Consider the following 24,325-nt stretch of genomic DNA (forward strand, 5'->3'; position numbering starts at 1 on the left):
CGCTCCCACAGGGGAACGCTATCCAACTGTGGGAGCGAGCCTGCTCGCGAAGGCGAATCATCAGGCGCCATCAATCCCGGGCAGTGCTCAAAACGTCTGCCCCAGATTCAAATACACCGCCTGTTCATTCGCATCATTCAAGCCATAACTGAAATTCAACGGCCCCAACGGCGTATCGAAGCCGATAAATACACTCGCCGCATTGATGTAGCCACTGTCGAATTCATTGTCGTTGTTCCACGCCCGGCCACGCTCCAGCGACGCACCGGCGTACAACGGGAAGTCCAGCGGCAGATACGAACGCGGCGTCAGGCGGCGGTAATACACCGCCCGCATCAAGCTGACGTTCTGCCCGGAAATGGCATCTTCGCGAAAGCCCGACAACTGCCGTGCGCCACCGAGCAGGAAGCTCGACGTCACCACGTTGGTGTCATCGAGCGTACGGCCATAGCGCCCGCCCAGAATCAATGTGTCCGGGCCGTGGCTCATGGCCTTGTCGAGCTTGAATTCCCACTGCCGGTAACGCGTGTCCGAGCCCAGGCTCGGTTCGAATTGCAGGAACGTCAGACTGACGTCCTTGCCTTCGTGGGGGTAGTAAACGTTGTCCAGCGAATCGTAGGAATACTTCAGCGAGTAGAAGCCTTCATTGAAGTTTTCGCTGGGCAGATCCTGATCGCCAATACGCACATCGGCCTTGCCCCAGGCCTCGCCGACACCGAACCGCACTTCACCGTTGTTGCCAATCTGCCGCCCAACGTTCAGGGCCATGCCGTAACGCTCGACGCGGTATTGCGCGACCGGATCGTTGTCGAGCACCGCGTCGACGTTCTGCGCCTCGAACACCACCGAGGGCGCGATGAAATAGCGCGAACCGACGTCCAGTGGCTGATAGAACTCGCTGTACAGCTCCTGTTTGTCGCCGAGTTGCACACGGGTCAGCCATTCCGCACCGAGGCGGTTGATGCCGTTGACTCGGTAACTGGCGCCGAGGTTGAAGGCGCTGTCGCCGCGCATGTCGTCCGACAGGTTCAGACCGACCCTCAAGTAATCGGTGCCACTGCGCTTGCCTCGGGCATTGATCACCAGGGTGTGATCCTGGCCCTTGTGGACCACGCGATATTGCACCTGCTCGAAATAGTCCAGGCCGTACAAAGTGCCCATGTCCGAATGCAATCGGCCCAGGTCCAGCGGCTCGCCGATGGGTTGGCGGATGTAGTAGCGGATCACGTCGTCATCGACTTTCGAGTCGTTCTCGACCCTGATCGCGGTAATGATCGGCGTGCGCTGGCCCGGCGCGCGGGCGGCGTTGAGCTCGGCATTCTGCGATTCGCTGGGCTTGAGCCCGGCGAGGCGCGCGTCGAGGGTTTTCGTGGCGCGGTAACCGGCGTCGATCATCTCCTGGGCGCGGCCGAAATCAGTGACGCCGAAACTCGCCAGCGCCGGTTGGATCAGCACGTCTGTCGATTTCAGCGCGGCCAGTTGTTCTTCGGAGTTGCGTCGGGTCATCAGGGTGATCGACTGGTTCAGCACATCGACCACGGTGGTCAGTTGTTTGCGATTGCGCAGCGGCGTGCCGATGTCGACCACAATGGCGATGTCGACGCCCATTTGCCGCGCGACATCGAGCGGGATGTTGTCGGTCATGCCGCCGTCCACCAGCAGCCGCCCGTCGAGTTCGACCGGAGCGAACACCGCCGGGATCGACATGCTGGCGCGGATCACTTGAGGCAGGTGGCCTTTGCGAAACACCACTTTTTCGCCGTTGGCGATGTCGGTGGCCACGGCGCGGAACGGGATCGGCAGTTTGTCGAAATCGCGGGTATCGCTGGTGTGGGCCAGCAGGCTTTCCAGCAGCAGCGCCAGATTTTGCCCCTGAATCACCCCCAGCGGCAGGCCGAGGCTGCCGTCGTCGCGAAAGCTCAGTTTCTGTTTCACCAAGAAATCGCGGTCATCCTGTTTGCGCCGAAACGGCACGTCTTCCCGGGGTGGCGCATCGGACAGCGCCTGTTGCCAGTCGATGCTCAGAGCGAGCTTTTCCAGTTCGTCGATCTTGTAGCCCGAGGCATACAGACCGCCAACCACCGCGCCCATGCTGGTACCGGCAATCGCGTCGATCTTGATGCCTTGCTCCTCCAGCGCCTTGAGCACGCCGATGTGGGCCAACCCGCGCGCGGCGCCGCCGGACAGCACGAGGCCGACTTTCGGTCGCGGCGCTTCGCTGGCGAAGGCGAACAGAGGAAGAAAACCAAGCAGCAGGCAGAACAGCAAACGGCGCATTGTGAGTCTCGGGGCAAGCAGTAAAGCCGGCTATTATAGCGGCGCCCTCTGTCTCAGGAGTTTCAGCGAACATGACTGTCGCAAAAGCAGAAGTTGTCATCACGTATTGCACTCAATGCCAGTGGCTGCTGCGCGCGGCGTGGCTGGCGCAGGAACTGCTCAGCACCTTTGACGATGATCTGGGCAAAGTGTCATTGGTGCCGGGTACCGGCGGAGTTTTCCACATTACGTGCGATGACGTGCAGATCTGGGAGCGCAAGGCCGATGGCGGTTTTCCCGAAGCCAAGGTGCTGAAGCAGCGAGTGCGCGATCAGATCGATCCTGACCGCGACCTCGGCCACAACGACCGTACTCAGTGAGAGGTTGCTTCGGCGGCGACGGTTTTTTTGTCGGCATGGCCGGACATCCGCGCTGACACCGCGATGGCGACGATGATCAGCGCGCCGCCGAGCAGCATGCGCAGCGTCGGGTTCTCATTGAACAGCAGCCACGCGATGGTGATGCCGTAGACCGGCTCCATGGCGAACACCACTGCGGCGGTGCGCGCCTTGATCACCGCCAGGCTGGCGACAAACAGACTGTGGGCGACGCCGGTGCAGAACACCCCAAGCAGGGCGATCCATAGCCAGTCGAGTGCGCGCACTTCGCTCAGTTGCGGCGCCGCCACCGGCAGCAGACACAGCGCCACCACCACGTTTTGACACAACGCCGCCTGCACCGCCGGGACACGCCCGGAGCTGGCGCGGTTGGTCAGCGACAGCAGGGAAAACAACAGCCCGGACAGTACCGCCCAAAGCAGACCGACCGTCGCGCCGCTGGCCAGATCGAACGCCGGGGTCACCAGCACCAGACCGACACTGACTAAAACCACCAGCACGATTTCATTGGCGCGGATACGCTCGCGGAAGATCAGCCCTTCGAGAATCACCGTAAAGGCCGGAAAACTGGCAAAGCCCAATGTCGCGATGGCGACGCCGGCAACCTTCACCGCAATGAAAAAACTCACCCAGTGCCCGGCCAGCAGCACGCCACTGAGGGCCAGGCGCCGCCAGTCCACGGCTTGCAGTTTCTGCCAGCCGTTCTGGCTGGCGAAACGGGCAAAAAATGCCAGAGCGAGTACGGCGAAGGCGGCACGGCCGAAGACGATCACGGCGGGGGAGGCGGCGGCGAGTTTGCCGAACACACCGGTCAGGCCGAACATCAGAGCGCCGATATGCAGGGCGCCGAGGGCGGTACGCGGGGTCATTGCAATCCTTAATCCAGACAAGGTTTTTTTGATCGATCGTTGATCGTTCCCACGCTCTGCGTGGGAACGCCTCCAGGGACGCTCTGCGTCCAGTGACGCGGAGCGTCATGGGCTGCATTCCCACGCAGAGCGTGGGAACGATCAATAGGTCCATTGAACCCTGTATCCGCCTACAAGTCTGTCGGCAGACTATCGTCTTTTGTCGTAGGAGCCGCGCCGAAGCTGGCCGGGCGATGCACCGAACTCACGTAGAACGGCAGCCGAGAAGGCGCTTTGCGAGCTGTAGCCGACCCGACTGGCGATTTCGCCGATGGGCAGCACGGTCTCGCGCAGCAGAGCGACAGCCTTGTGCAGTCGCCGGCTGCGCATGTAATCCATTGGTGTTTGCCCGCACTCGGCCATGAAACGCGCGTGCAGGCGAGCGCTGGACAACCCGGCAACCCGCGCCAGATCGGCGACTTGGAGCGGATACGCGGCGTATTGCTCGATGTGCGCATCCAGCGCCGCATAGGGCAGGCGTCGCGTGGCGAGTTCGACGGGTTGTGCATGATTCAGACTGGCCAGCAGTAACACCGCGCCTTGCTGGGCAATCAATGGATCGCTGACCGGGCTGTTCGCCAGCCAACTGACCAGTTGGCTTTGCCCCGAGTCCAGCGACAAGCGAGCAGGGTTGCCGAGCAAGCGCCGGCTGGCCTCGGCATGGTCACCGAGTGACTCCGCGACCCATTGCCCATCTGGAATATCCAGCACCAGACAGCGACTGCCCTGCGGACTGCCGCAGGCATGATGGGCGCCGGCCGGGACCACCACGAAACTCTGCTGACGCACCTGGCTGCCACAGCCCTCGACCTCGAAATCCAGCGCACCGGACAGACCGAACACCAATTGGGCGTGCTCGTGGCTGTGGACGATCAGATCGTGGGTGTACTGACGCAGGCTGAGGATCGGTCGCATGGCAGGTCGTCTCCGAAGTGATCGCCAGTCTACACCGGCATGCCCGGGATGCGCTGTCACAGGACTGACTCGAGCCTGTCATGGTCGATTAACCGGACAGGCGCACTCTGGCGAAAACATCGCAGAGGGTTGCCCATGACCAGCGCCGAGCTCGCCAGACCCAGCCGCAAACAACGCGTGCGCACCTTGTGGATCTCTGACGTGCATCTGGGCACACGGGACTGCCAGGCCGAACACCTGTCGCAGTTTCTCAAGGGCTACCATGCCGACAAGATTTACCTGGTTGGCGACATCATCGACGGCTGGAAACTGCGCGGCGGCATGTATTGGCCGCAGGCGCACACCAACGTGATTCGCCGTTTGTTGACCATGAGCAAACGCGGCACCGAAGTGATCTACGTCACCGGCAACCACGATGAATTCCTGCGTCGTTATTCGAAGCTGATCCTGGGCAATATTCAGTTGGTCGACGAGGCGGTGCATGTCACGGCAGACGGTCGGCATTTGCTGGTGATTCACGGCGACCAGTTTGATGTGATCACCCGCTATCACCGTTGGCTGGCGTTCCTGGGTGATTCGGCCTACGAGTTCACTCTGACGCTCAACCGCTGGCTCAATCACTGGCGCGCCCGCTATGGCTACGGTTACTGGTCGCTGTCGGCGTATCTGAAGCACAAGGTGAAGACGGCGGTGAGTTTTATCAGCGACTTCGAAGAAGCCATTGCCCATGAATGTGTGAAGCGTGAGCTGCATGGCGTGGTCTGCGGGCACATTCACCATGCCGAGATCCGTAAGGTCGGCGAGGTGGATTACTTCAATTGCGGCGATTGGGTGGAGTCGTGCACGGCGCTGATCGAACACTGGGACGGCACGATCGAGTTGTATCGCCTGGCGGATGCGCAGGCGCGTGAGGCGCAGCTCAAGGCGGCCAAGGTTGCCGAACTCGCCTGAGTTCACAGGGTAGTGACCCCTTGTGGGAGGGGGGCTTGCTCCCGAAGGCGGTGGATCAGACACAAATTATGTAGCCTGACACACCACTTCGGGAGCAAGCCCCCCTCCCACAAGGATTACCACAGTTTAAGCGGTGGAGTTCTCAGGCCGGGCTGTGTTCTTCCATCGCGGCCTTGTAAATCGAGTGCTTCGGTTGCGCAAACAACCTTTCCATCATTGGCTCAAAGAAGCTTAACGGCAGCGTGTCATAGTCAGGATCAAACGCCGCTGCATCGTACTTGGCGCAAAACTCGGCAGTTGCCTGAAACTGCGGGTGTTCCTTGAACTGCTCGCGCAAGTGCCGATCCATGCCCAGGTGATGGAAGAAGTAATAGCCCTGGAAGATCCCGTGCTTTTCCACCATCCACAGGTTTTCGGCGCTGACGAACGGCTTGAGAATCGCTGCGGCAATGTCCGGATGGTTGTACGAGCCGAGGGTGTCACCGATGTCGTGCAATAACGCGCAGACCACGTATTCCTCGTCACGTCCGTCACGAAAAGCACGGGTCGCGGTTTGCAGGGAGTGGGTCAGGCGATCTACCGGGAAGCCGCCGAAATCACCTTCGAGCAATTTCAGGTGGGTCATGATCCGCGACGGTAACTGTTTGGCATAGGCACTGAAGTCGGCGGCGATGATCGCCCAGTCTTCCTCAGTGCCATCCTTCATGTGGGTGAAACGGGTAGTGGCGTTCATCTGCAATCCTCACTGTTTCTTGTTTTTCAGAACGCCACGCGACCCAGAATCATGTCGCGGTACATGACGAAATCGCCAAGCAGGCTGTACAGCGGATGCTGGAAAGTCGCCGGTCGATTCTTTTCAAAGAAGAAATGCCCGGCCCAGGCGAAGCTGTAACCGGCCAGCGGCAGGGCCAGCAACAGCAGCCACGCGCCTTTGGCGATGGTCATGGCGAGAATAAAAATCACCAGTGTGGTGCCGATGAAATGCAGGCGCCGGCAGGTACTGTTGCTGTGTTCGCTGAGGTAATACGGGTAGAACTCGGCGAAGCTGTTGAAATGTTTGATGTTTTCCACGACCGCTATCTCTGTGGTTATTGTTCTGGCGACGAGTTGTTCTGCGGGTAGCTTATTTGAGTCTAGAGTGATCAGTAGCATCAGCCAGTGACAATGGGCGCCACTTTAGTATCCTTCGCAAATCAGGCCGTAGCATGCGGCCCCTCATGTAAAAGAAAAACACCATGAGCGAACGAACGACTTCTGCAAGCTGGGCGATGGGGATTGTCAAAGCATTGGAGATGGACGGCCTGGATTGCCGGGTTCTGTTCAAGCAACTGGGGCTCGATTACACCGCCCTGGATGATCCGGATGCGCGCTTCCCGCAAGACTCCATGACCCGACTCTGGCAACGGGCGGTCGAGCTGTCCGGCAACCCGGCAATCGGCCTGAACATGGGCAAAGTGGTGCGGCCGGCTTCTTTTCATGTCGCCGGTTATGCGCTGATGTCCAGCAATACCCTGGCCGAAGGCTTTCAGCGACTGGTGCGCTATCAGCGCATCATCGCCGAAAGTGCCGACCTGAGTTTTCGCCTGCTGGAGGAAGGCTATGCGCTGATCCTGACCGTGCACGGCGACCATCTGCCGCCGACCCGGCAAAGTGCCGAAGCGTCGCTGGCCTGTGCGTTGGCCCTGTGTGGCTGGCTGAGCGGGCGCACGCTGCAGCCGGTCAAAGTGCTGGTGCAGGGCGATGAACCGGAAAATCTGCAACCCTACAAACAGGCTTTCCATGCACCGCTGACGTTCAACGCACCTTACGACGCGTTGATTTTCGAGCGCGCCGACATGGAGGCGCCGCTGCCCACCGCCAACGAGGCGATGGCGCTGCTGCATGACCGGTTTGCCGGGGAGTACCTGGCGCGGTTTTCCGAGAGTCGCGTGACCCACAAGGCCCGCCAGGTGCTCTGTCGCTTGCTGCCTCAGGGCGAACCCAAGCGCGATACCGTCGCGCAGACCCTGCACTTGTCACAGCGCACTTTGCAGCGTCGGTTGCAGGAGGAGGGCACGAGTTTTCAGCAATTGCTCGACGACACCCGCCGCGAACTGGCCGAACAGTATCTGGCGCAACCGAGCATGACCCTGCTGGAAATCGCCTATCTGTTGGGTTTCGCCGATCCGAGCAATTTCTTCCGCGCGTTCCGTCGCTGGTTCGACACCACGCCCGGCGATTACCGGGCGCGGCTGTTACAGGCGCCGAATGCGATCAGTGACGCCAAAAGGCCGGAATACACAGTACAAACACCGTGATGATCTCCAGTCGGCCGAGCAGCATGCCGAACGACAGAATCCACTTGGCTGCATCCGGCAGGGTCGCAAAGTTGCCCGCCGGGCCAATCGTCTCACCCAGCCCCGGGCCGACACCGGACACGGTGCTGGCGGCGCCGGTCAGTGCCGTCATCCAATCGACGCCGAGCAGCGACAGCAGCAGGGCGATCACGCAGATGGTGATGGCGAAGAAGAACGAAAAGGTCAGAATCGAGCGCACGATCTCTTCGTCGAGCCGGTGACCGTTGTACTTCTGCTTGATCACCGCGCGCGGATGAATCAGCTGATTAAGGTTGGCCTTGAGCAAGATGTAGGCGACCTGGAAGCGGAAGATCTTGATCCCTCCCGCCGTCGACCCGGAACAGCCGCCAACAAAACCCAGATAGAAAAACAGCATCAGCGAGAAGTTGCCCCACAGGCTGTAGTCGCCGAGGGCAAAACCGGTGGTGGTCAGCACCGACGTCACGTTCAGCGCCACATGGCGCAGCGCATCCAGCCAATGCAGTTGGGTCGTCCACCAGTACCAGGTGCCGAGCACCAGCCACGTCACCAACAACATCGCCAGCATGCCCTGTACCTGCTGATCCTTGATCAACGCTCGACGATTGCCGCGCAATGTCGCCACGTACAGGGTGAATGGCAGGCTGCCGAGAATCATGACCACCACCGCGACCCAGTGCACTGCCGGTTGCGTCCACTTGGCCAACGACTGGTCGGACGTCGAGAACCCGCCGGTGGAAATCGCCGACATTGCGTGGTTGATCGCATCGAACGGGCTCATCCCGGCCCACCAGAACGCCAGGCTGCCGAGGACGGTGATGCCGACGTAAGCCGCTACGATCAGCCGCGCTACCATGTGCGAGCGTGGCATGACCTTTTCCGAGCGATCCGAGGATTCGGTCTGGAACAGGCGCATGCCACCGATGCGCAGCAGCGGCAGAATTGCCACCGCCATGCCGATAAAGCCAATGCCGCCAAGCCAGTGCAGCAGCGAGCGCCACATCAGGATTCCCGGCGACATGTTGTCCAGGCCGCTGAGTACGGTCGAACCGGTGGCGGTGATGCCGGACATGCTTTCGAAGAACGAGTCGGTGTAGCTGATGTGTTGTGTGAGCAAAAACGGCAACGCGGCGAAAATACACACCACCAGCCAACTGCTGACGGTGAGCAGGTACATGTCGCGCGGGCGCAAATGAATGTGTTCGGGGCGACCGGGAATCACCAGCGCGAGGCCGGCGACAAAGGTAATCATGCTCGCCCAGAGGAACGATGGCAGGTCACTGGTGCGCTCGAAAATCACCAGCGTGGCCATCGGCACGACCATGGCAACCGCCAGGGTAATCAGGAAGATGCCGATGATGAAACCAATGATCCGTAAGGTCGGCAACGCCATGAAGTCCGCTCGGGTTGATGTGGGAAGGGCGCCATTCTACCTATGGGGCAGGGCATGTAAACCGGCATCCCTTTGACAGATACAGCTAGAATAGCCGCACATTTTTCTCAGGAGGTGGCCGATGCAGGCTCTCGACGCTTTGCTCAACCGTGTTTCCGTTCCCCGACTGGTCGAACCGGCCCCGACTGCCGAGCAGCGCGAAGCCCTGTTTGGCGCTGCGCTGCGTGCACCGGATCACGGGCACTTGCAGCCGTATCGCTTCCTGACCGTTGAAGGCGCGGCGCGTGAGCAGATGGGCGAGTTGCTGGCCGAGGCTGCGCAGAAGCAGGACGGCGAAGTCACCGAAGCGATGATCGACAAGGCGCGCAACGGCCCGCTGCGGGCGCCGCTGGTGGTTGTGGTCATCGCGAAGTTGCAGGAACACGTCAAGTATCCAAAAGCCGAGCAGTTGCTGGCGGCGGGCTGTGCGGCACACGGGATTTTGCTGGCAGCGTATGCGCAGGGGATTGGCGCTGTTTGGCGTACCGGTGATCTGGCCTATTCGGCGCATGTGGCGAAAGGCTTGGGGTTGGCGGAAGGTGAGGAAGTGATTGCATTCCTGTACCTCGGCACGCCGCAGAAAGAGCCGCGTGTGGCGGAGAAGGTTGATCTGGCTGAGTTTGTCAGCGAGTGGCCCGGTAAGGCCTGACACCCTGAACCAAATGTGGGAGCGAGCCTGCTCGCGAATAGGGTGTGTCAGACGCCATGTACATGGACTGACACACCGCTTTCGCGAGCAAGCCCGCTCCCACAATATTGATCAGGGTTGAACCACCGCTCCCGGTACCAGCGGCAATTCGAGACTGGCAATAAACCCGCCCTGCGGATGATTGGCCAACGTCAAACTGCCGCCATGGCGCTCCGCTGCTCGCCGGGCAATCGCCAGGCCCAAGCCATGTCCTGCCGTCGTCTGCCCCGGCGCCCGGTAAAACGGCTCGCCCAACTGATTCAGATGCTCGGCCTGTACCCCGGGGCCATGGTCGCGCACGCTGACGATGATTTTTTCACCCTGACGTGAGGCCTGCATTTCAATCGCTTGACCCTCCGGGTTGAAGCGCTGGGCATTGCGCAGCAGGTTATCCACGGCGCGCTCGATCATGGTCGGCCAACCCTTCAGGTTCAGCTGCGGTTCGGCATCGAGACGCACCGTCTGCTCGGGCGATCCAAGTTGTGCATCCTTCTGCAATGTGCCGAGTAACGCATTCAAATCAACGTCTTCAGCACTGGCATTGTCGGCATCGACCCGCGCCAGCACGAGAATTTCACTGATTAACGCTTCCAGCCGATCGCATTCGCGGGTCAGGCGGGGCCAGAGTTTTTCCCGTTCTTCAGGGTTGGCTCGCTCTGCCAGTGCAAGCGCAATGCGCAGCCGTGCCAGCGGTGAACGCAGTTCGTGGGACACGTCGCGCAGTAATTGCCGCTGGCTGCCAATCAGGCTTTGCAGGCGTGCGCCCATGCGGTTGAAGTCAGTGGCCAGGACGCCGAATTCATCACGACGATTGGCCAGTTTTGCCAGGCTGTTCTGTTGATAGGTGGTCTGCCCCAAGTCATGCACCGCGCCGCGCAAGCGGCTGAGCGGACGAGTGATGGAGAAGGTCACCAGCAGGCTGAACAGGGTCAGGACCACCAGCGCAATCCCCAGCGCGCTCAACGGCCAGAGCAGACTTTCACGGTGCCAGGCGTCGAGTTCCGGGTGTGGGATGCGGTAGATGAACAGGTAGGTGTCGCCGGTTTTGTCACTGGTGAATTCGTCGGTCAGACGTCGCCACGGCAGGCGTCGGTCATCGTTGTTCTGGCGCGCTTCAAAGGCTGCCGCACGGCGCGGGAAGGTGCCGCGCACCACCGGGTCGCCGGTCTCGTTGAGAACCTGAACGTCGATGTGGTACTGGCGTTTGCGTTGTTCGAGGATGTTCTGGGCGGCTTCTTCGCCTTGGGCTTCGTAGGTTTGCGTCCATTCGGCGGCCAGCGTGTTGAGGCCCGGATGACGGCTGAGAATCCACGCGTCTTGGTTAAGCATGTGTCCGAGCAGAATGGACAACCCGGCCACCAGTGCGATGGCCAGCCAGAAGCTCGCGAGAATACGCCAGAACAATGAACGCACAGAAAATCCTCAAAACAGACGCAATGCCCATGTGGGAGCGGGCTTGCTCGCGAATGCAGAGTGTCAGTCAACCTATGCTTGTCTGATACACCGCATTCGCGAGCAAGCCCGCTCCCACATGGGGACTGAGTGGCAACAGGCCCGACGGGGTAAGCCGTCGGGCCTGACGTTAGAACATTATTGCGCTTTTTGCGGCTGTTGCGCTTTCCACGCTTTGAACTCGGCCCATTCGGCGCGACGCTCGGCCTGTTTCTTCTGGATCTCGTCGAATTTCTTCTGTTGATCCGGCTTCAGCACCGCTCGCACATCGGACTCGGCTTTCTTGTGGTTGGCCGCCATCTCGTCCTTCATGGCTTTCTGGTCGGCTGGCGAGAGTTTTTCCAGGTACTTGTCGACCACTTGCTTACGCTCGTGCATCTGCTCGCCCATGATCTTGCGGATCTGTTCACGCTGTTCGCGGGACAGGTCGAGTTGGCTGTACGGGCCTTTACCGTGCATGCCGTGCATCTGACCGCCGTGGCGTGGGCCGTCGAGCGGGCCACCCATCGGGCCGCCATCTTGCGGCATGGCCATGGCGACGGTTGGCAGAGCGGCAGCGAACATCAGAGCGATAAGAGTCTTGCGCATGGTGTATCTCCTTGTCTCGTTCCCGGTACGTTCCGGATGAGTTCAGATTACGGAGATCAAGGTCAGCGGCGGTCAGCGGTACGTAAAGCTTGGGTAAAGACGCTTTGTTGTAAGCCTTACACATATCCGGTGTAGGAGCTGCGGCACGCTGCGATCTTGAGGCTGTGGGACGCAGAGCGTCCCCGGCTGCATTCCCACGCAGAGCGTGGGAACGATCAACTCCTACAAGTGGGAGGTTCAGAGGCTGTAGTAGTAACCGCGGCTACGCAGGGCGACGATGCGCGGGCGGCCGTCGGGGTGCGGGCCGATCTTTTTGCGCAGGTTGCTGACGTGCATGTCGAGGCTGCGGTCATACAGGGTCAGCTTGCGGCCGAGGGCGAGTTGCGCCAGTTCCTGTTTGTCCAGCGGCTCGCCGGGTTGCTTGAGCAGTGCTTCGAGCAGGCGGCTTTCGGAGACGGTGAGCGTCAATTCTTTCTCGTCGATGCTGACCACGCCGCGCACCGGGCTGAAGCTCAGGTCGCCCAGCTCAAGCTGGGTCGACACGGCGGCCGGATGGCTGCGGCGCAACACCGCGCGCAGGCGGGCGGTGAGTTCGCGCGGATCGCAGGGTTTGGCCAGGTAATCGTCGGCGCCCAGTTCCAGACCGAGGATGCGATCCAGCGGTTCGCCACGGGCCGACAGCATCAGCACCGGCAGGTCGGCGTGATCGTTGCGCAGTTGCTTGAGCAATTCCAGACCGCTGCCGTCGGGCAGCATCACGTCCAGTACCACCGCCGCCGGGGCGGTTTCGGCCAGTGCCTTGCGGGCGCTCTGACCATCGTGGCAGGCACGAACCTGGAAGCCTTCCTGGCTCAGCCAACTGCTCAGGAGCTCGCACAGCTCCTGGTCATCATCAATTAATAACAGCTCGCTCATGACTCACTCAATTTAACCATTGCCGACGTTTTCGGCTTGCACCACTGGCAAAGATACCGCAGAGCAGCGCCAATAGCGCTACCCCGGCGCCAGTGACGAACCACTGTTGCTGATCGGTCAGCAGGCGCGGCAACGGGCTGGCCTGGGCTTCCTTGAGTTGCAGCTTCAGACGCTGGTTCTCTTGGCGCAACCGGGCGAGCTGGGCGCTTTCGCGTGTGTTGTCGGCATTTTGCAGTTGTTTGTTCAGTTCTTCGCGCTGCTGCTCGCTGGCCTTGAGGCGCTGCTGCAACTCGGTGATCTGGCTGCCGGCACTCAATGACAATGGCGTGGAACTGCCGCCTTCGGTGGTTTCCTCACCATGGGCGGGCGCCATGATCGATAACGTGACCAACATCAGACACAACGGACCCTTGCGCATCGCGACACCTGCTTCCAAATGGATATTGGGCAGGTTGTCGGCAGGCAAACGAGAATAATGAGCGATTGAGAACGCGATGAACCGAGAAGGTTCATCGCGTGGGGAAAGCGTTACGGCAGGACTTGCTTGAACGGCTTGACGAGCACATTGGCGTAGACGCCAGCGGCGATATACGGATCGGCATCGGCCCACGCTTGTGCAGCGCTCAGGGAATCGAATTCGGCGACGATCAGGCTGCCGGTGAAACCCGCTGCGCCCGGATCATTGCTGTCGACGGCCGGGTGCGGACCGGCCAATACGATGCGGCCTTCACCCTTGAGTACTTGCAGGCGTTCCAGGTGCGCAGGGCGCGCGGCCAGGCGAGCTTCCAGCGAGTTGGCGACGTCGGTGGCAATGATGGCGTAGAGCATGTCAGTCCTCGGTTTTTGGTGTTGTGGTGTCGGTGTCGTGCAGGTGACGGGACAGGTAAATGCCCTGTGCGACCAGGAACAGCACGGTCATGCCCAGGCTGCCGAACACCTTGAAATCGACCCAGTAACTCTGGAAGGTGAAGGCGACGAACAGGTTGGCCGCCCCGCAGAACAGGAAGAAGGCGATCCAGGCAATGTTCAGGCGCGTCCAGACCGGGTCCGGCAGGGTCAGCGCGTGGCCCATGATGCGTTTGATCAGCAGGCGGTCACCGATGAAGTGGCTACCGATGAAAGCGACAGCGAACAGCCAGTTGACCACCGGGGCTTTCCATTTCAGGAAGGTCTCGCTGTGGAAGGCCAGGGTCAGACTGCCAAAGACCAGGCAGGCGATCAGGGTCAGCCATTGGCTCTTTTCCAGCTTGCGCTGTTTGATGAACAACGCGCCGTAGACCACCAGTGAACTGATGATCAGCATCGCCGTGGCGCTGTAAATACCGCCTACAGTGACCTCATGGCCGGCAATGTCGACGACCCGGGGATCAAGTTTGTAGACGATGAAAAACAGCAGGAGCGGGATGAAATCGATGAATTGTTTCACAGTGAGAGCCAGAAGCTGGATGTGGCGGCATAATAACAAACATATGGGCGCGCGATAGCGCCGGCTGATTTGAGGTTACAACTCTCCGTGAATGTTGATTTGCACTGCCATAGCACGGCCTCCGATGGCGCCCTCGCGCCTGCGGTTCTGGTTGCGCGTGCGTTCGAGAACGGCGTGCGAGTCCTGGCGTTGACCGACCACGACACCCTCGAAGGCCTCGCCGAAGCGCGCGCGGCCGCCAACGAATTGGGCATGCAACTGGTCAACGGCGTCGAATTGTCCTGCACCTGGGGCGGGGCGACCATTCATGTGCTCGGCTACGGTTTCGACGTCAACGCCGCGCCGTTGGTCGAAGCGATCGCCAAATTGCACGATGGCCGCTGGCTGCGGTCGGAAGAAATAAGCCGCAAGCTCGCCCTCAAGGGCATGCCCGGCGCCCTCGATGGCGCGCGCAAGATCCAGCAGGAACTGGGCGACAGCGGCAACGCGCCGGCCCGTCCGCATTTCGCTGACTGGATGGTGCGTGAAGGTTTTGTTAAGGATCGCGCCGAGGCGTTCCGCAAGTGGCTCGGCGCCGGCAAGTTGGGCGACGTCAAGCTGCACTGGCCGACGCTGGAAGACACCGTCGGCACGTTGCGCGCCGCCAATGCCTGGGTCAGTCTGGCGCATCCGTGGCACTACGATTTCACCCGCAGCAAGCGCCGAAAGCTGATTGCCGACTATATTCAAGCAGGCGGGCATGCAATCGAGGTGGTCAATGGCCACCAGCCTGCGGAACAGGTGGGCAGCCTGGCAACCCTTGCCCGTGAGTTCGGTCTGCTGGTCAGCGCCGGCAGTGACTTCCATGGCCCTGGCGGCTGGTCCGAGATCGGCCAGTACCGGCCGGTTCCCGAGGACCTTCCACCCCTGTGGTGTCGGTTCAAACATGACACAGATATTGCCGCCGTCTGAACAGGTAGAGAATGTGAGTCAATTTTTCCAGATTCATCCGGAAAACCCGCAAGCGCGCCTGATCAAACAGGCGGTCGAGATCATCCGCAAGGGCGGGGTAGTGGTGTATCCCACGGACTCTTCCTACGCGATCGGTTGCCAAATCGGCGACAAGACTGCCATCGAGCGCGTGCGACGCCTGCGTCAGCTCGATGAAAAGCACAACTTCGCGCTGATCTGCAGCGACCTGTCGCAACTGGGCAATTACGCCAAGATTGACACTGGCACCTTCCGCATTCTCAAGGCGCACCTGCCGGGGCCTTACACCTTTATTCTCAACGCCACCCGCGAAGTGCCGCGCCTGCTGCTGCATCCGAAGAAACGCACCATCGGCCTGCGCGTGCCGAGCCATCCGATTGCGCTGGCGCTGTTGGCCGAACTGGGCGAGCCGCTGATGAGCGTGACCCTGATCATGCCCGGCGATGAAGACCCGCTCAGTGATCCGTACGAAATGCGCCAATTGCTCGAACACCAGGTGGACTTGATCGTGGATGGCGGTTTCGGCGGCATCAAAGCCTCCACCGTGATCGACCTGACCGGCGACGACCCGGAAGTGGTGCGCGTCGGTTGCGGCGATCCGACGCCGTTCATGGTCGAGGCCTGAATGTCCGCAGTGGAAACCGTTGTCGATCCCCAGGCCGATGCCCAACAGGAACTGCCGTTTGCCATGGTCTATGGCCAGGCGGTCATGGAAATGCCGCTCGACCTGTACATCCCGCCGGATGCGCTCGAGGTATTTCTTGAAGCCTTCGAAGGCCCGCTCGACCTGCTGCTGTACCTGATCCGCAAACAGAACATCAACATCCTCGACATCCCGGTGGCGGAAATTACCCGCCAGTACATGGGTTACGTCGAGTTGATGCAGTCGGTGCGCCTGGAACTCGCTGCCGAGTACTTGGTGATGGCCGCGATGCTCGCCGAGATCAAGTCGCGCATGCTCCTGCCGCGCGCTGAAACTATCGAAGACGAAGAAGACGACCCGCGCGCCGAACTGATCCGCCGCTTGCAGGAATACGAGCGCTTCAAAGCTGCCGCCGAAGGCATCGACAACCTCAGCCGCGTCGGCCGCGACGTAGTCGTGCCCAAGCTCGATGCCCCGGAAGCCCGCGCGCGCAAGCTGTTGCCGGACGTGGCGCTGGAAGAGATTTTGATGTGCATGGCCGAAGTGCTGCGCCGTGGCGACATGTTTGAAAGCCATCAGGTGAGCCGCGAGGCGCTGTCCACCCGCGAGCGCATGAGTGATGTGCTGGAGCGGCTCAAGGGCGGCGGTTTTGTGCCGTTCGTCGAGCTGTTTACCGCCGAGGAAGGTCGCTTGGGTGTAGTGGTGACCTTTATGGCGATCCTTGAACTGGTCAAGGAATCCTTGGTCGAGCTGGTGCAGAATGAGCCGTTCGCCGCGATCCACGTGCGAGCCCGAGCCGAATAACGAGTCGAAACATGAACCTGACTGAACCCCGCGAGCTGGCACCCCTGCTTGAAGCCTTTCTGTTGGCCTCGGGAAAGCCGCAATCCCTTGAGCGTCTTTTTGAACTGTTCGAAGAAGGCGAACGGCCTGAGCCTGCGGTCTTCAAGAAAGCCCTGACCCTGCTCGGCAAGTCCTGCGAGGGCCGTGCGTTCGAGCTCAAGGAAGTCTCGTCGGGCTATCGCCTGCAGATTCGCGAGAAGTTTTCGCCGTGGGTCGGCCGCCTCTGGGAAGAGCGCCCGCAGCGTTATTCCCGTGCCTTGCTGGAGACTATTGCGCTGATCGCCTATCGCCAGCCGATCACCCGTGGCGAGATCGAAGACGTGCGCGGTGTGGCGGTGAACAGCAACATTGTCAAAACCTTGCTGGAGCGCGAGTGGATTCGCGTTGTCGGTTACCGCGACGTGCCGGGCAAACCGGCGATGTTTGCCACTACCAAGATGTTTCTCGATCACTTCAACCTGAAGAACCTCGAAGACCTGCCGCCACTGGCCGAGCTGCGCGAAATGGAAACCGATCCGGTGCTCGATTTCGACGACGCGCCAGTGCCGCAGAGTTTGCAGGAGCTGGCCGACGCCAGTGCCGAGCCGGAGGAAGAGAAGGAGGAAACCAGTTTCCACACCTTGCTGCTGGAGCTGGACAGCATGGAGGAGGGCATCAAGACCGACTTCGACGATTTGCTTCGGGATGTGGCGGACGGTGAGACGCCGATGCCCGAGCCTGAAGTCGAGGTCGCTGAGCCTGTCATTGAAGTTGAACTTGAAGCCGAGCCAGAAGCCGAACCGGAAGAGGACATTCTCGGTGTCGCTGAAGCCCGCGAAAAGCTCTTGGCCGCCGTCGCCGCCCTGGAAAAACCCGCGCCCGAACCCGAGCTGAGCGAAGAAGAAGCCGAAGCCCGCGCACTGGCCGAAGCCATCGAAGCCGAACGCCGCGAGTTCGAAGACTGAGGGGCGCCGAAAAGATCGCAGCCTTCGGCAGCTCCTACAGGGGCCGCATTCCAATGTAGGAGCTGCCGCAGGCTGCGATCTTTTGATCTCCCATAGGTACCCAAATGAGTTCGACAAAAGACCCGTGCATCAGCCTCTGCAAATTCACCGACGACATCTGCCTCGGCTGTGGCCGCAGCAAACGCGAAATCAAAGCCTGGAAGAAACTCGACAAGGACGACAAGCGCACGGTGCTCGCCGAAGCCGCGCTGCGCCTGATCAAACTCGGCAACGCCGGCCGGCGGAAAAAGAAATAACTGCCGATCGATCAGCTAGTCTCTGATGCGCGACGGCGCACATCCGCGTATGATTCGCGACCCTTCGCCGATCCCTTCGGCCGAGAACCCAGATTTCAATGCTTCAGGCCCTGCCTGAACAGACCACACCGGGAGGTGCCCAGATGAGTATCAAAGATCAGCAAGACGACCAGCCAATCGGCCCAGCAGGCGAAAAACTGCAGAAAGTCCTCGCCCGTATCGGCGTCGGCTCGCGCCGTGACGTGGAGTCCTGGATCAGCCAGGGCCGGATCAAGGTCAATGGCAAAGACGCCACCCTTGGCCTGCGCGTCGACATGCACGACGCCATCACCATTGATGGCAAGGTGATCAAGCGTGAAGAGGCTGCCGAATCGGTACGCCGCGTGATCATGTACAACAAACCCGATGGCGAGATCTGCACCCGTGACGACCCGGAAGGCCGTCCGACCGTGTTCGACAAGCTGCCGCGTCCGAAAGAAGGCCGCTGGATCAACATCGGTCGTCTCGACATCAACACCACCGGTCTGCTGATGTTCACCACCGACGGTGAATTGGCCAACCGCCTGATGCACCCGTCCTACGAGATGGACCGTGAGTACGCCGTGCGCGTACGCGGTGAAGTCGATGACGAAATGATCGAGCGCCTGAAGGCTGGCGTGGTGCTGGAAGACGGCCCGGCCAAGTTCACCGACATCAAGCAGGCGCCGGGCGGCGAAGGCTTCAACCACTGGTATCACTGCGTGGTAATGGAAGGCCGTAACCGTGAGGTTCGTCGTCTGTGGGAATCGCAAGGTCTGGTGGTCAGCCGTCTGAAGCGCGTACGTTTCGGTCCGGTGTTCCTCAACTCCGACCTGCCGATGGGCCGCTGGCGCGAAATGAGCCAGTACGAAGTCGACATTCTCAGTGCTGAAGTGGGTCTGACGCCGGTTGCCATGCCGCAACTGAATGCCAAGAGCAAAGACAAGCTGGAACGCATGCAGCGCAAATCGTCGCGGCCGATGGCCAAGACCGAGCGCGTGCGTACGTTGCGTCCAGCCGCTGGTGCGCCAACCGGCCCGCGTCCAGGCCGTGAGCCGCAGATCGAAGGCGAGCGCCCAGGTCGCAAGCCTGTCGCTCGTGACGGCGAGCGCGCTCCGCGTCCGGCCAATGGTCGTACTGAGCGTGGCGAGCGTGGTGCTCCTGCCGGTCGCGGTACGCCAGTAGCGGATCGTCCAGCGGACACGACGAACAAGCGTCCGGCCAAGCCTGCGCCGAAGCGCCCAGGGATCAAACTGGTCGACGGTGACAAGCCGTCGGGCAAGCGTCGTGGTGCTCCGGCCGGTTCCGGTCAGCGTCCGGGCTTCGGTCGCAAGAAGCCTGAGTGATCGGCATTAGCGCCTGAATGAAAAACGCCAACCGCAGGGTTGGCGTTTTTTTTCGTCTGGCGGAGCTTATGGAGCGTCTGATTGGGCCTCTTCGCGAGCAGGCTCGCTCCCACATTGGCGTTGCGTCGAACATAAATCCCTGTGGGAGCGAGCCTGCTCGCGAAGGCGTCAGTCGCCTAAAACACAAACCGCCCATCAAACACCGGCTTGTCATCCAGCGCCAACACCCCGCCCGAGAAGATCAGGTCCAGGTGATGACTGCCCTTGGCGCCACCGCCAAGTCCCAGATGCAAACCACAGTGCCGCTCTTCGAATCCGGCATTGCGCGCATACAGTTCCTTCACGCCTTCGTTGGTGCCAATCCCCAACTCCTCAATCCGCCGGTTCGACGGGTTGGCATCCAGATACTTGTTGAAATCGTGCTCCAGCCCCGGCACATCGGTGGCGATGCGGCTGATGGTCGAGTTCTCGATCCACAGTTCCAGCGGTGATTCCAGCACGCCGTATTTGCGCGCAAATGGAATGGTGCTGAGGAAGGTGCCCTTGAACTTCACATGGCCGTTGATTTCTTCGCTGTGCGTGGCGATTTCGCCGGGGGCCAGGTCGAAGTTGCCGACGCCGTTGATGTCGGTCCATTTCTTGATGCTGCTCAGCGGCGTTTCAAACCGCGAACCGTGTTCATCGGTAAAGCTCAGCGTCGTGGCTTGCGACATGCGCTGGATCAAATGGCTGTTCAGGCCCGCGATGCGTTGCGGGGTGACGCTGAAGGTGTCGTAGAAATAGTCGCCGTAATCCTTGAACAGCAGCGACTTCTTCCAGTTTTGCGCCATCACCGCTTGCAGGGCGCGGACAAACTCCGGGCCTTCGGGGCGTGGATTGGGCAGCGTGGAGGAGTCGTAGAAGAAAATGTACAGGTCGCTGTCGGTAATCGCCGAAGTCAGCGCTGAAGTGCTTTCCAGATCAAGACGCCGGGCGCTGAACCGAAAGCGTGGATGTTCGCCAGCCTGTTCGGCGATGGCGCCGGACAGGGCTTCGTATTCGGCGGTGTGGCCGAGCAATACCTTCGCCGAGTTGAGGCCGGCAAGGGCAGGGTGATGTTCGAGGTAGTAAAGGAAATGCGAGATCGCGCGTGGCTTATCCATGAGTCCTCCCTGACTGACCGAGATAAAAAGCGGCGGGCATGACCGGCCGGATCATGCCCGCCCGGGATGTCTTACAGAGGCCACATCGCCGTGCCGAACGGTACGACCGCATCGGCTTGCATCATTTCCACGGCCGCTTCGTGAGTCGGTGCTTCAAACCATTCGTCCAGTTGCAGTTCGGTATCCAAGTCTTTTTCCAGTGCTTGCATGGTCGATCTCCTAGATGACGTTCACGGTTGTGACTGGCCGGTCGAAGTGGCCGGCAAGACGTGAAGAACCTAGTTCAGGGTTTTTTGTAATGCAAAAAATTATTTATTTAATTTTTAAATAGACTTTTTATTCTGTTTTTACGCTGCGGATTTCTTATTTAAAAACATAAAACTAGCTGGCTGATTTAGTTAGCAAGCTTGCTACCGTCAATTTGCAGACGTCTGACGGAAATTTCTCGATTGGAAATTTTACGTTACGCAGCGTAAGGAAATATTTACGAAAACTGCGGTAAAACCCCGTGAACGAGAGTCTGCGTCGACGCTGTAAGGAAAAGCTGCCGAAGCCCGGCTGCACGGGGGGCGCGCAAGGCTCTGGCGCGCTTGTTTCAGCGTCGCAGGAAGGGTGAGATGCGCCCCATGCCTGTCGTGCAGGTGCATAACAAGAAGGAGGCGCAATGAACGCCGTGATTGATCTCCACTTCTCATCGTGGGACGGTTTTCCCCTCGTCCACGTCGATGGCCTGCAAAGGCCTGACTCAAATTTTGCAGCCGCTCGGGTCTTCCGGGGCGGACACACGCAATCCCGGCAACCGACTCGCTGATCTGGCAGGGTCTGGCAGCAGGGGGTTAGCGGTGTACAATGCGCCGCGTTTTAACTGTGACCCTCTGCGTAATCGCGTAACACTCAAGGCCATCCGCCTTGTTCACTCCGCCGCGCCACAAGCGTGTCGGGTTCGATTTCGTCACAGATAAAAACAAACAGGTGACGCATGACCGTTGTAAATGAGCTGAACTCCTGGTGCCTGCGCTGGGGTTTGATCGGGGCTGCTTGAAATCGCAACCTTGCAGCAACGTCTACTGAACATCATCAAACCTTGCGTGAGACCTTTTTCATGAGTGGACAACCCTCGCAATCAGGCGAGCTTAAGCGCGGCCTGAAAAATCGCCACATTCAACTGATCGCCCTCGGTGGCGCGATCGGTACCGGATTGTTCCTCGGCTCGGCCGGGGTGCTGAAATCCGCTGGCCCGTCGATGATCCTTGGCTACGCCATCTGCGGCTTCATCGCCTTCATGATCATGCGCCAGTTGGGTGAAATGATCGTCGAAGAGCCGGTGGCCGGCTCCTTCAGCCATTTCGCGCACAAATACTGGGGCGGCTTTGCCGGGTTCCTGTCGGGCTGGAACTGCTGGATTCTGTACATTCTGGTAGGCATGTCCGAGCTGACCGCGGTCGGCAAATACATTCATTACTGGGCGCCGGATATCCCGACCTGGGTGTCCGCTGCCGGGTTCTTCGTGCTGATCAACCTGATCAACCTGGCCAACGTCAAAGTCTTCGGTGAAGCCGAATTCTGGTTCGCGATCATCAAGGTCGTGGCGATCGTCGGCATGATTGCTCTGGGCAGCTACCTGCTGGTCAGCGGCAACGGTGGCCCGCAAGCCTCGGTCAGCAACCTGTGGTCCCACGGTGGTTTCTTCCCCAACGGCGTCAGCGGTCTGGTGATGGCCATGGCGATCATCATGTTCTCGTTTGGCGGCCTGGAAATGCTCGGTTTTACCGCAGCCGAAGCCGACAAGCCGAAAACCGTGATCCCCAAAGCGATCAATCAGGTGATCTACCGGATCCTGATTTTCTACATCGGTGCACTGGTCATTCTGCTGTCGCTGACCCCTTGGGACAGCCTGCTGGAAACCCTCAATGCGTCTGGCGATTCCTACAGCGGCAGCCCGTTCGTGCAAGTGTTCTCGATGCTCGGCAGCAACACTGCTGCGCACATCCTCAACTTTGTCGTGCTGACTGCGGCGCTGTCGGTGTACAACAGCGGTACTTACTGCAACAGCCGCATGCTGTTGGGTATGGCCGAGCAGGGTGATGCGCCCAAAGGTCTGGCGAAGATCGACAAGCGCGGTGTGCCGGTGCGTTCGATTCTGGCTTCGGCGGCGGTGACGCTGGTGGCGGTGTTGCTGAACTATCTGATCCCGCAACATGCGCTGGAGTTGCTGATGTCGCTGGTAGTGGCGACCCTGGTGATCAACTGGGCGATGATCAGCTTCTCGCACTTCAAGTTCCGCCAGCACATGAACAAAACCAAGCAGACGCCGCTGTTCAAGGCGCTGTGGTATCCGTACGGCAACTACATCTGCCTGGCGTTCGTCGCGTTCATCCTTGGCGTGATGCTGCTGATCCCGGGCATCCAGATCTCGGTGTACGCGATTCCGGTGTGGGTGGTGTTCATGTGGGTCTGCTATGTGATCAAGAACAAACGCAGTGCGCAGCACGCTGTGCACGCGGCAGGCGTTGCCAAGTAAGGGTTGTCGCAGAAACACAAAACCCGGCCTGAGTGCCGGGTTTTTTTATGGTTTTTCGCGGAATCCCGGGAAACACAGAAACAAGAACGCCGATTTGATTGATGATGTTCGTGCGAGCAAACACATCTAACAAACCGGCGTTCTTATGCGCGATATTAATACTTTCCTTCCTTTTTGGGAGGGCTTTTCTGTCGTCACGATCAAGCCTGATGGTGATGCCCTCCAGACCGATCTGACGCCCCACGCCACCCGATTCCCTTCCTGTGGTGGGTGCCAAAAACCCTGTTCAACCACGCATGAGTATTGCCAGCGAGTCATTCGTGATTTACCCATTCTCGGTCGCGCAGTACGCCTGAGCGTTTTGCTCCGACGCGTTGGTTGCCGCGACTGTGGCAAACGCATGGAGGCCGTCAGTTGGCTGGATCGCTATGCCCGCATGACACGGCGTCTGGCAGAGGCGGTCATTCAAGCCTGTGAACGCCTTCCCACGTTGCACGTAGCGCAGATGTTTGGGCTGCATTGGGAGACCGTTCGGGTGCTGGAGCGTCGAGCCTTGCAAGCAGCATTGAGCGTTTTGCCAAAGGCGCAACCGCGACGTTTGGTGATGGACGAGTTCGCATTGTTCAAAGGTCATCGTTATGCCAGCGTTGTTCTGGATGCGGATACGCGACGGGTGCTGTGGATCGGCGAAGGCCGCAGCCGGGCGGCGGTCAGGCCATTTTTCGAAGAGCTGGGGCCAGAGGGGTGCGCCCGAATCGAAGCGGTGGCAATGGACATGAACACCGCTTTTGATCTGGAGGTTCGTCAGCACTGCCCAAAAGCGCGAGTGGTCTACGACCTTTTCCATGTGGTGGCCAAATATGGCCGAGAGGTGATTGATCGGGTTCGCGTCGACGAAGCCAATCGACTGCGTCACGACAAGCCGGCCCGAAAGGTCATCAAGCAAGCGCGTTGGCTGCTCCTGCGCAACCCGCAGAACCTGAAAACACCGGAGCAACAGGTCCGCTTGGAGGATTTGCTGGCGGCCAACCAAACGTTGATGACGGTCTACTTGATGAAAGCTGAACTCAAAACGCTCTGGACGCCAAGTACCGCCTGGGGCTGGAGATCAGCCTGGAAGCAATGGCTGCGCCACGCTGATGAAAGCGCGATACCGGCTCTGATCCTGTTCGCCAAACGGCTAAAGGGTTATTGGCGGGGAATCGTCAGCCGGGTTCGCTGGCCGATGCACACGGGGCAGTTGGAAGGCATAAACAATCGAATAAAGGTTATCAAACGGATAGCATACGGTTACCGGGATAGCGAATTCTTTTTCATGAAAATCAAGAGCGTCTTTCCCGGTAATCCGTGAAGAACCTT

27 protein-coding genes are annotated in these 24,325 nt (G+C 60.0%); 12 read left to right on the forward strand and 15 right to left on the reverse strand.

The window, feature by feature from the left end; genetic code table 11:
* Nucleotides 1-87: 87 nt before the first annotated feature.
* Nucleotides 88-2,277: a patatin-like phospholipase family protein gene (locus tag ATI02_RS02075; RefSeq protein WP_095187804.1), complete on the reverse strand. Its 2,190-nt coding sequence runs from the start codon at nt 2,275-2,277 to the stop codon at nt 88-90.
* A gap of 71 nt (nt 2,278-2,348) precedes the next feature.
* Here ATI02_RS02075 and ATI02_RS02080 point away from each other — a divergent pair, with 71 nt between their 5' ends.
* Nucleotides 2,349-2,636: an Rdx family protein gene (locus ATI02_RS02080; RefSeq protein WP_100845313.1), complete on the forward strand. Its 288-nt coding sequence runs from the start codon at nt 2,349-2,351 to the stop codon at nt 2,634-2,636.
* Here ATI02_RS02080 and ATI02_RS02085 read toward each other — a convergent pair.
* Nucleotides 2,630-3,523, reverse strand: a complete 894-nt coding sequence (locus ATI02_RS02085; protein WP_100845314.1) for a DMT family transporter — start codon at nt 3,521-3,523, stop codon at nt 2,630-2,632. The genes ATI02_RS02080 and ATI02_RS02085 overlap by 7 nt on opposite strands.
* A gap of 189 nt (nt 3,524-3,712) precedes the next feature.
* Entirely contained in the window at nt 3,713-4,477 is a 765-nt protein-coding gene (locus ATI02_RS02090; protein ID WP_100845315.1) for an AraC family transcriptional regulator, read from the reverse strand.
* 135 nt (nt 4,478-4,612) lie between these two features.
* Between ATI02_RS02090 and ATI02_RS02095 the strand changes: the two genes are divergently transcribed.
* Complete coding sequence (locus ATI02_RS02095) at nt 4,613-5,428, forward strand: UDP-2,3-diacylglucosamine diphosphatase (protein ID WP_095187808.1); 816 nt, start codon at nt 4,613-4,615, stop codon at nt 5,426-5,428.
* Between the two features lie 142 nt (nt 5,429-5,570).
* On the opposite strand, the gene ATI02_RS02100 is transcribed toward ATI02_RS02095, so the two are convergent.
* Nucleotides 5,571-6,161: an HD domain-containing protein gene (locus ATI02_RS02100; RefSeq protein WP_095187809.1), complete on the reverse strand. Its 591-nt coding sequence runs from the start codon at nt 6,159-6,161 to the stop codon at nt 5,571-5,573.
* A 26-nt stretch (nt 6,162-6,187) separates the two neighbouring features.
* On the reverse strand, nt 6,188-6,499 hold the full coding sequence (locus tag ATI02_RS02105) for an Mpo1-like protein (protein WP_100845316.1): 312 nt from the start codon (nt 6,497-6,499) through the stop codon (nt 6,188-6,190).
* A gap of 164 nt (nt 6,500-6,663) precedes the next feature.
* On the opposite strand from ATI02_RS02105, the gene ATI02_RS02110 reads away from it, so the two are divergent.
* On the forward strand, nt 6,664-7,725 hold the full coding sequence (locus tag ATI02_RS02110; protein WP_202864023.1) for an AraC family transcriptional regulator: 1,062 nt from the start codon (nt 6,664-6,666) through the stop codon (nt 7,723-7,725).
* On the opposite strand, the gene ATI02_RS02115 is transcribed toward ATI02_RS02110, so the two are convergent.
* Nucleotides 7,682-9,136 carry a TrkH family potassium uptake protein gene (locus ATI02_RS02115; RefSeq protein ID WP_095187812.1) on the reverse strand — a complete coding sequence of 485 codons (1,455 nt, stop codon included), beginning with the start codon at nt 9,134-9,136 and terminating at the stop codon, nt 7,682-7,684. The two genes, ATI02_RS02110 and ATI02_RS02115, sit on opposite strands and share 44 nt — an antisense overlap.
* A 121-nt stretch (nt 9,137-9,257) precedes the next feature.
* Here ATI02_RS02115 and ATI02_RS02120 point away from each other — a divergent pair, with 121 nt between their 5' ends.
* Nucleotides 9,258-9,824 carry a nitroreductase family protein gene (locus ATI02_RS02120; RefSeq protein ID WP_095187813.1) on the forward strand — a complete coding sequence of 189 codons (567 nt, stop codon included), beginning with the start codon at nt 9,258-9,260 and terminating at the stop codon, nt 9,822-9,824.
* Between the two features lie 111 nt (nt 9,825-9,935).
* On the opposite strand, the gene ATI02_RS02125 is transcribed toward ATI02_RS02120, so the two are convergent.
* The 6 genes from ATI02_RS02125 to ATI02_RS02150 form a co-directional block, all read right to left on the reverse strand.
* A complete protein-coding gene (locus tag ATI02_RS02125; protein WP_100845317.1) occupies nt 9,936-11,276 on the reverse strand; it encodes a sensor histidine kinase in 1,341 nt (446 codons plus the stop codon).
* A 177-nt stretch (nt 11,277-11,453) separates the two neighbouring features.
* Nucleotides 11,454-11,903, reverse strand: coding sequence for a Spy/CpxP family protein refolding chaperone (locus tag ATI02_RS02130; protein ID WP_095187815.1), 450 nt, complete (start codon nt 11,901-11,903; stop codon nt 11,454-11,456).
* A 237-nt stretch (nt 11,904-12,140) separates the two neighbouring features.
* Nucleotides 12,141-12,818 (reverse strand): response regulator transcription factor, encoded by a 678-nt coding sequence (locus ATI02_RS02135; RefSeq protein ID WP_016771129.1) that lies wholly within the window; start codon nt 12,816-12,818, stop codon nt 12,141-12,143.
* A 7-nt stretch (nt 12,819-12,825) separates the two neighbouring features.
* Nucleotides 12,826-13,236 carry an SH3 domain-containing protein gene (locus ATI02_RS02140; protein ID WP_034153246.1) on the reverse strand — a complete coding sequence of 137 codons (411 nt, stop codon included), beginning with the start codon at nt 13,234-13,236 and terminating at the stop codon, nt 12,826-12,828.
* Between the two features lie 110 nt (nt 13,237-13,346).
* Nucleotides 13,347-13,646: a YciI family protein gene (locus tag ATI02_RS02145; RefSeq protein WP_007984134.1), complete on the reverse strand. Its 300-nt coding sequence runs from the start codon at nt 13,644-13,646 to the stop codon at nt 13,347-13,349.
* A gap of 1 nt (nt 13,647) precedes the next feature.
* Entirely contained in the window at nt 13,648-14,244 is a 597-nt protein-coding gene (locus ATI02_RS02150) for a septation protein A (protein ID WP_095187816.1), read from the reverse strand.
* An 87-nt stretch (nt 14,245-14,331) separates the two neighbouring features.
* Here ATI02_RS02150 and ATI02_RS02155 point away from each other — a divergent pair, with 87 nt between their 5' ends.
* The 6 genes from ATI02_RS02155 (at nt 14,332) to rluB (ending at nt 19,303) form a co-directional block, all read left to right on the forward strand.
* Nucleotides 14,332-15,195 carry a PHP domain-containing protein gene (locus ATI02_RS02155; RefSeq protein ID WP_100845318.1) on the forward strand — a complete coding sequence of 288 codons (864 nt, stop codon included), beginning with the start codon at nt 14,332-14,334 and terminating at the stop codon, nt 15,193-15,195.
* 13 nt (nt 15,196-15,208) lie between these two features.
* The gene (locus ATI02_RS02160) at nt 15,209-15,838 is read left to right on the forward strand and encodes an L-threonylcarbamoyladenylate synthase (RefSeq protein ID WP_038363745.1); all 630 of its coding nucleotides are present in this window, start codon (nt 15,209-15,211) and stop codon (nt 15,836-15,838) included.
* Nucleotides 15,839-16,660 (forward strand): segregation and condensation protein A, encoded by an 822-nt coding sequence (locus tag ATI02_RS02165; RefSeq protein ID WP_100845319.1) that lies wholly within the window; start codon nt 15,839-15,841, stop codon nt 16,658-16,660. It begins immediately after the preceding gene.
* 11 nt (nt 16,661-16,671) lie between these two features.
* On the forward strand, nt 16,672-17,643 hold the full coding sequence (gene scpB / locus ATI02_RS02170; protein ID WP_100845320.1) for an SMC-Scp complex subunit ScpB: 972 nt from the start codon (nt 16,672-16,674) through the stop codon (nt 17,641-17,643).
* Nucleotides 17,644-17,747: 104 nt separating this feature from the next.
* Nucleotides 17,748-17,939, forward strand: a complete 192-nt coding sequence (locus ATI02_RS02175) for a DUF1289 domain-containing protein (protein ID WP_100845321.1) — start codon at nt 17,748-17,750, stop codon at nt 17,937-17,939.
* A 143-nt stretch (nt 17,940-18,082) separates the two neighbouring features.
* The gene (gene rluB / locus ATI02_RS02180) at nt 18,083-19,303 is read left to right on the forward strand and encodes a 23S rRNA pseudouridine(2605) synthase RluB (RefSeq protein ID WP_100845322.1); all 1,221 of its coding nucleotides are present in this window, start codon (nt 18,083-18,085) and stop codon (nt 19,301-19,303) included.
* A 176-nt stretch (nt 19,304-19,479) separates the two neighbouring features.
* On the opposite strand, the gene ATI02_RS02185 is transcribed toward rluB, so the two are convergent.
* Together ATI02_RS02185 and ATI02_RS32240 are read right to left on the reverse strand one after the other, a co-directional pair.
* On the reverse strand, nt 19,480-20,445 hold the full coding sequence (locus ATI02_RS02185; protein WP_100845323.1) for a M29 family metallopeptidase: 966 nt from the start codon (nt 20,443-20,445) through the stop codon (nt 19,480-19,482).
* Between the two features lie 71 nt (nt 20,446-20,516).
* Nucleotides 20,517-20,654 carry a hypothetical protein gene (locus ATI02_RS32240; RefSeq protein ID WP_003222780.1) on the reverse strand — a complete coding sequence of 46 codons (138 nt, stop codon included), beginning with the start codon at nt 20,652-20,654 and terminating at the stop codon, nt 20,517-20,519.
* An 893-nt stretch (nt 20,655-21,547) separates the two neighbouring features.
* On the opposite strand from ATI02_RS32240, the gene ATI02_RS02190 reads away from it, so the two are divergent.
* Entirely contained in the window at nt 21,548-22,966 is a 1,419-nt protein-coding gene (locus tag ATI02_RS02190; protein WP_095187823.1) for an amino acid permease, read from the forward strand.
* Here ATI02_RS02190 and ATI02_RS32245 read toward each other — a convergent pair.
* Nucleotides 22,911-23,210, reverse strand: coding sequence for a hypothetical protein (locus ATI02_RS32245; RefSeq protein WP_167394856.1), 300 nt, complete (start codon nt 23,208-23,210; stop codon nt 22,911-22,913). The two genes, ATI02_RS02190 and ATI02_RS32245, sit on opposite strands and share 56 nt — an antisense overlap.
* On the opposite strand from ATI02_RS32245, the gene ATI02_RS02195 reads away from it, so the two are divergent.
* A complete protein-coding gene (locus ATI02_RS02195) occupies nt 23,112-24,317 on the forward strand; it encodes an ISL3 family transposase (protein WP_100845324.1) in 1,206 nt (401 codons plus the stop codon). The two genes, ATI02_RS32245 and ATI02_RS02195, sit on opposite strands and share 99 nt — an antisense overlap.
* Nucleotides 24,318-24,325 lie beyond the last annotated feature (8 nt).

Source organism: Pseudomonas baetica, from assembly GCF_002813455.1.
In the GTDB taxonomy this organism is placed as follows: Bacteria; Pseudomonadota; Gammaproteobacteria; order Pseudomonadales; family Pseudomonadaceae; genus Aquipseudomonas; species Aquipseudomonas baetica.

Excerpts from the sequence above, each read along its gene's own strand:
- ATI02_RS02130 (WP_095187815.1), bottom strand. The coding sequence starts at position 11,903 with ATGCGCAAGACTCTTATCGCTCTGATGTTCGCTGCCGCTCTGCCAACC.
- ATI02_RS02175 (WP_100845321.1), top strand. The coding sequence starts at position 17,748 with ATGAGTTCGACAAAAGACCCGTGCATCAGCCTCTGCAAATTCACCGAC.
- ATI02_RS02085 (WP_100845314.1), bottom strand. The coding sequence starts at position 3,523 with ATGACCCCGCGTACCGCCCTCGGCGCCCTGCATATCGGCGCTCTGATG.
- ATI02_RS02090 (WP_100845315.1), bottom strand. The coding sequence starts at position 4,477 with ATGCGACCGATCCTCAGCCTGCGTCAGTACACCCACGATCTGATCGTC.
- ATI02_RS32240 (WP_003222780.1), bottom strand. The coding sequence starts at position 20,654 with ATGCAAGCACTGGAAAAAGACTTGGATACCGAACTGCAACTGGACGAA.
- ATI02_RS02115 (WP_095187812.1), bottom strand. The coding sequence starts at position 9,136 with ATGGCGTTGCCGACCTTACGGATCATTGGTTTCATCATCGGCATCTTC.
- ATI02_RS02185 (WP_100845323.1), bottom strand. The coding sequence starts at position 20,445 with ATGGATAAGCCACGCGCGATCTCGCATTTCCTTTACTACCTCGAACAT.
- ATI02_RS02080 (WP_100845313.1), top strand. The coding sequence starts at position 2,349 with ATGACTGTCGCAAAAGCAGAAGTTGTCATCACGTATTGCACTCAATGC.
- ATI02_RS02100 (WP_095187809.1), bottom strand. The coding sequence starts at position 6,161 with ATGAACGCCACTACCCGTTTCACCCACATGAAGGATGGCACTGAGGAA.
- ATI02_RS02165 (WP_100845319.1), top strand. The coding sequence starts at position 15,839 with ATGTCCGCAGTGGAAACCGTTGTCGATCCCCAGGCCGATGCCCAACAG.
- ATI02_RS02075 (WP_095187804.1), bottom strand. The coding sequence starts at position 2,277 with ATGCGCCGTTTGCTGTTCTGCCTGCTGCTTGGTTTTCTTCCTCTGTTC.
- ATI02_RS02145 (WP_007984134.1), bottom strand. The coding sequence starts at position 13,646 with ATGCTCTACGCCATCATTGCCACCGACGTCGCCAACTCGCTGGAAGCT.
- ATI02_RS02195 (WP_100845324.1), top strand. The coding sequence starts at position 23,112 with ATGCGCGATATTAATACTTTCCTTCCTTTTTGGGAGGGCTTTTCTGTC.
- ATI02_RS02135 (WP_016771129.1), bottom strand. The coding sequence starts at position 12,818 with ATGAGCGAGCTGTTATTAATTGATGATGACCAGGAGCTGTGCGAGCTC.
- ATI02_RS02120 (WP_095187813.1), top strand. The coding sequence starts at position 9,258 with ATGCAGGCTCTCGACGCTTTGCTCAACCGTGTTTCCGTTCCCCGACTG.
- scpB (WP_100845320.1), top strand. The coding sequence starts at position 16,672 with ATGAACCTGACTGAACCCCGCGAGCTGGCACCCCTGCTTGAAGCCTTT.
- ATI02_RS02110 (WP_202864023.1), top strand. The coding sequence starts at position 6,664 with ATGAGCGAACGAACGACTTCTGCAAGCTGGGCGATGGGGATTGTCAAA.
- rluB (WP_100845322.1), top strand. The coding sequence starts at position 18,083 with ATGAGTATCAAAGATCAGCAAGACGACCAGCCAATCGGCCCAGCAGGC.
- ATI02_RS02095 (WP_095187808.1), top strand. The coding sequence starts at position 4,613 with ATGACCAGCGCCGAGCTCGCCAGACCCAGCCGCAAACAACGCGTGCGC.
- ATI02_RS02140 (WP_034153246.1), bottom strand. The coding sequence starts at position 13,236 with ATGCGCAAGGGTCCGTTGTGTCTGATGTTGGTCACGTTATCGATCATG.
- ATI02_RS02190 (WP_095187823.1), top strand. The coding sequence starts at position 21,548 with ATGAGTGGACAACCCTCGCAATCAGGCGAGCTTAAGCGCGGCCTGAAA.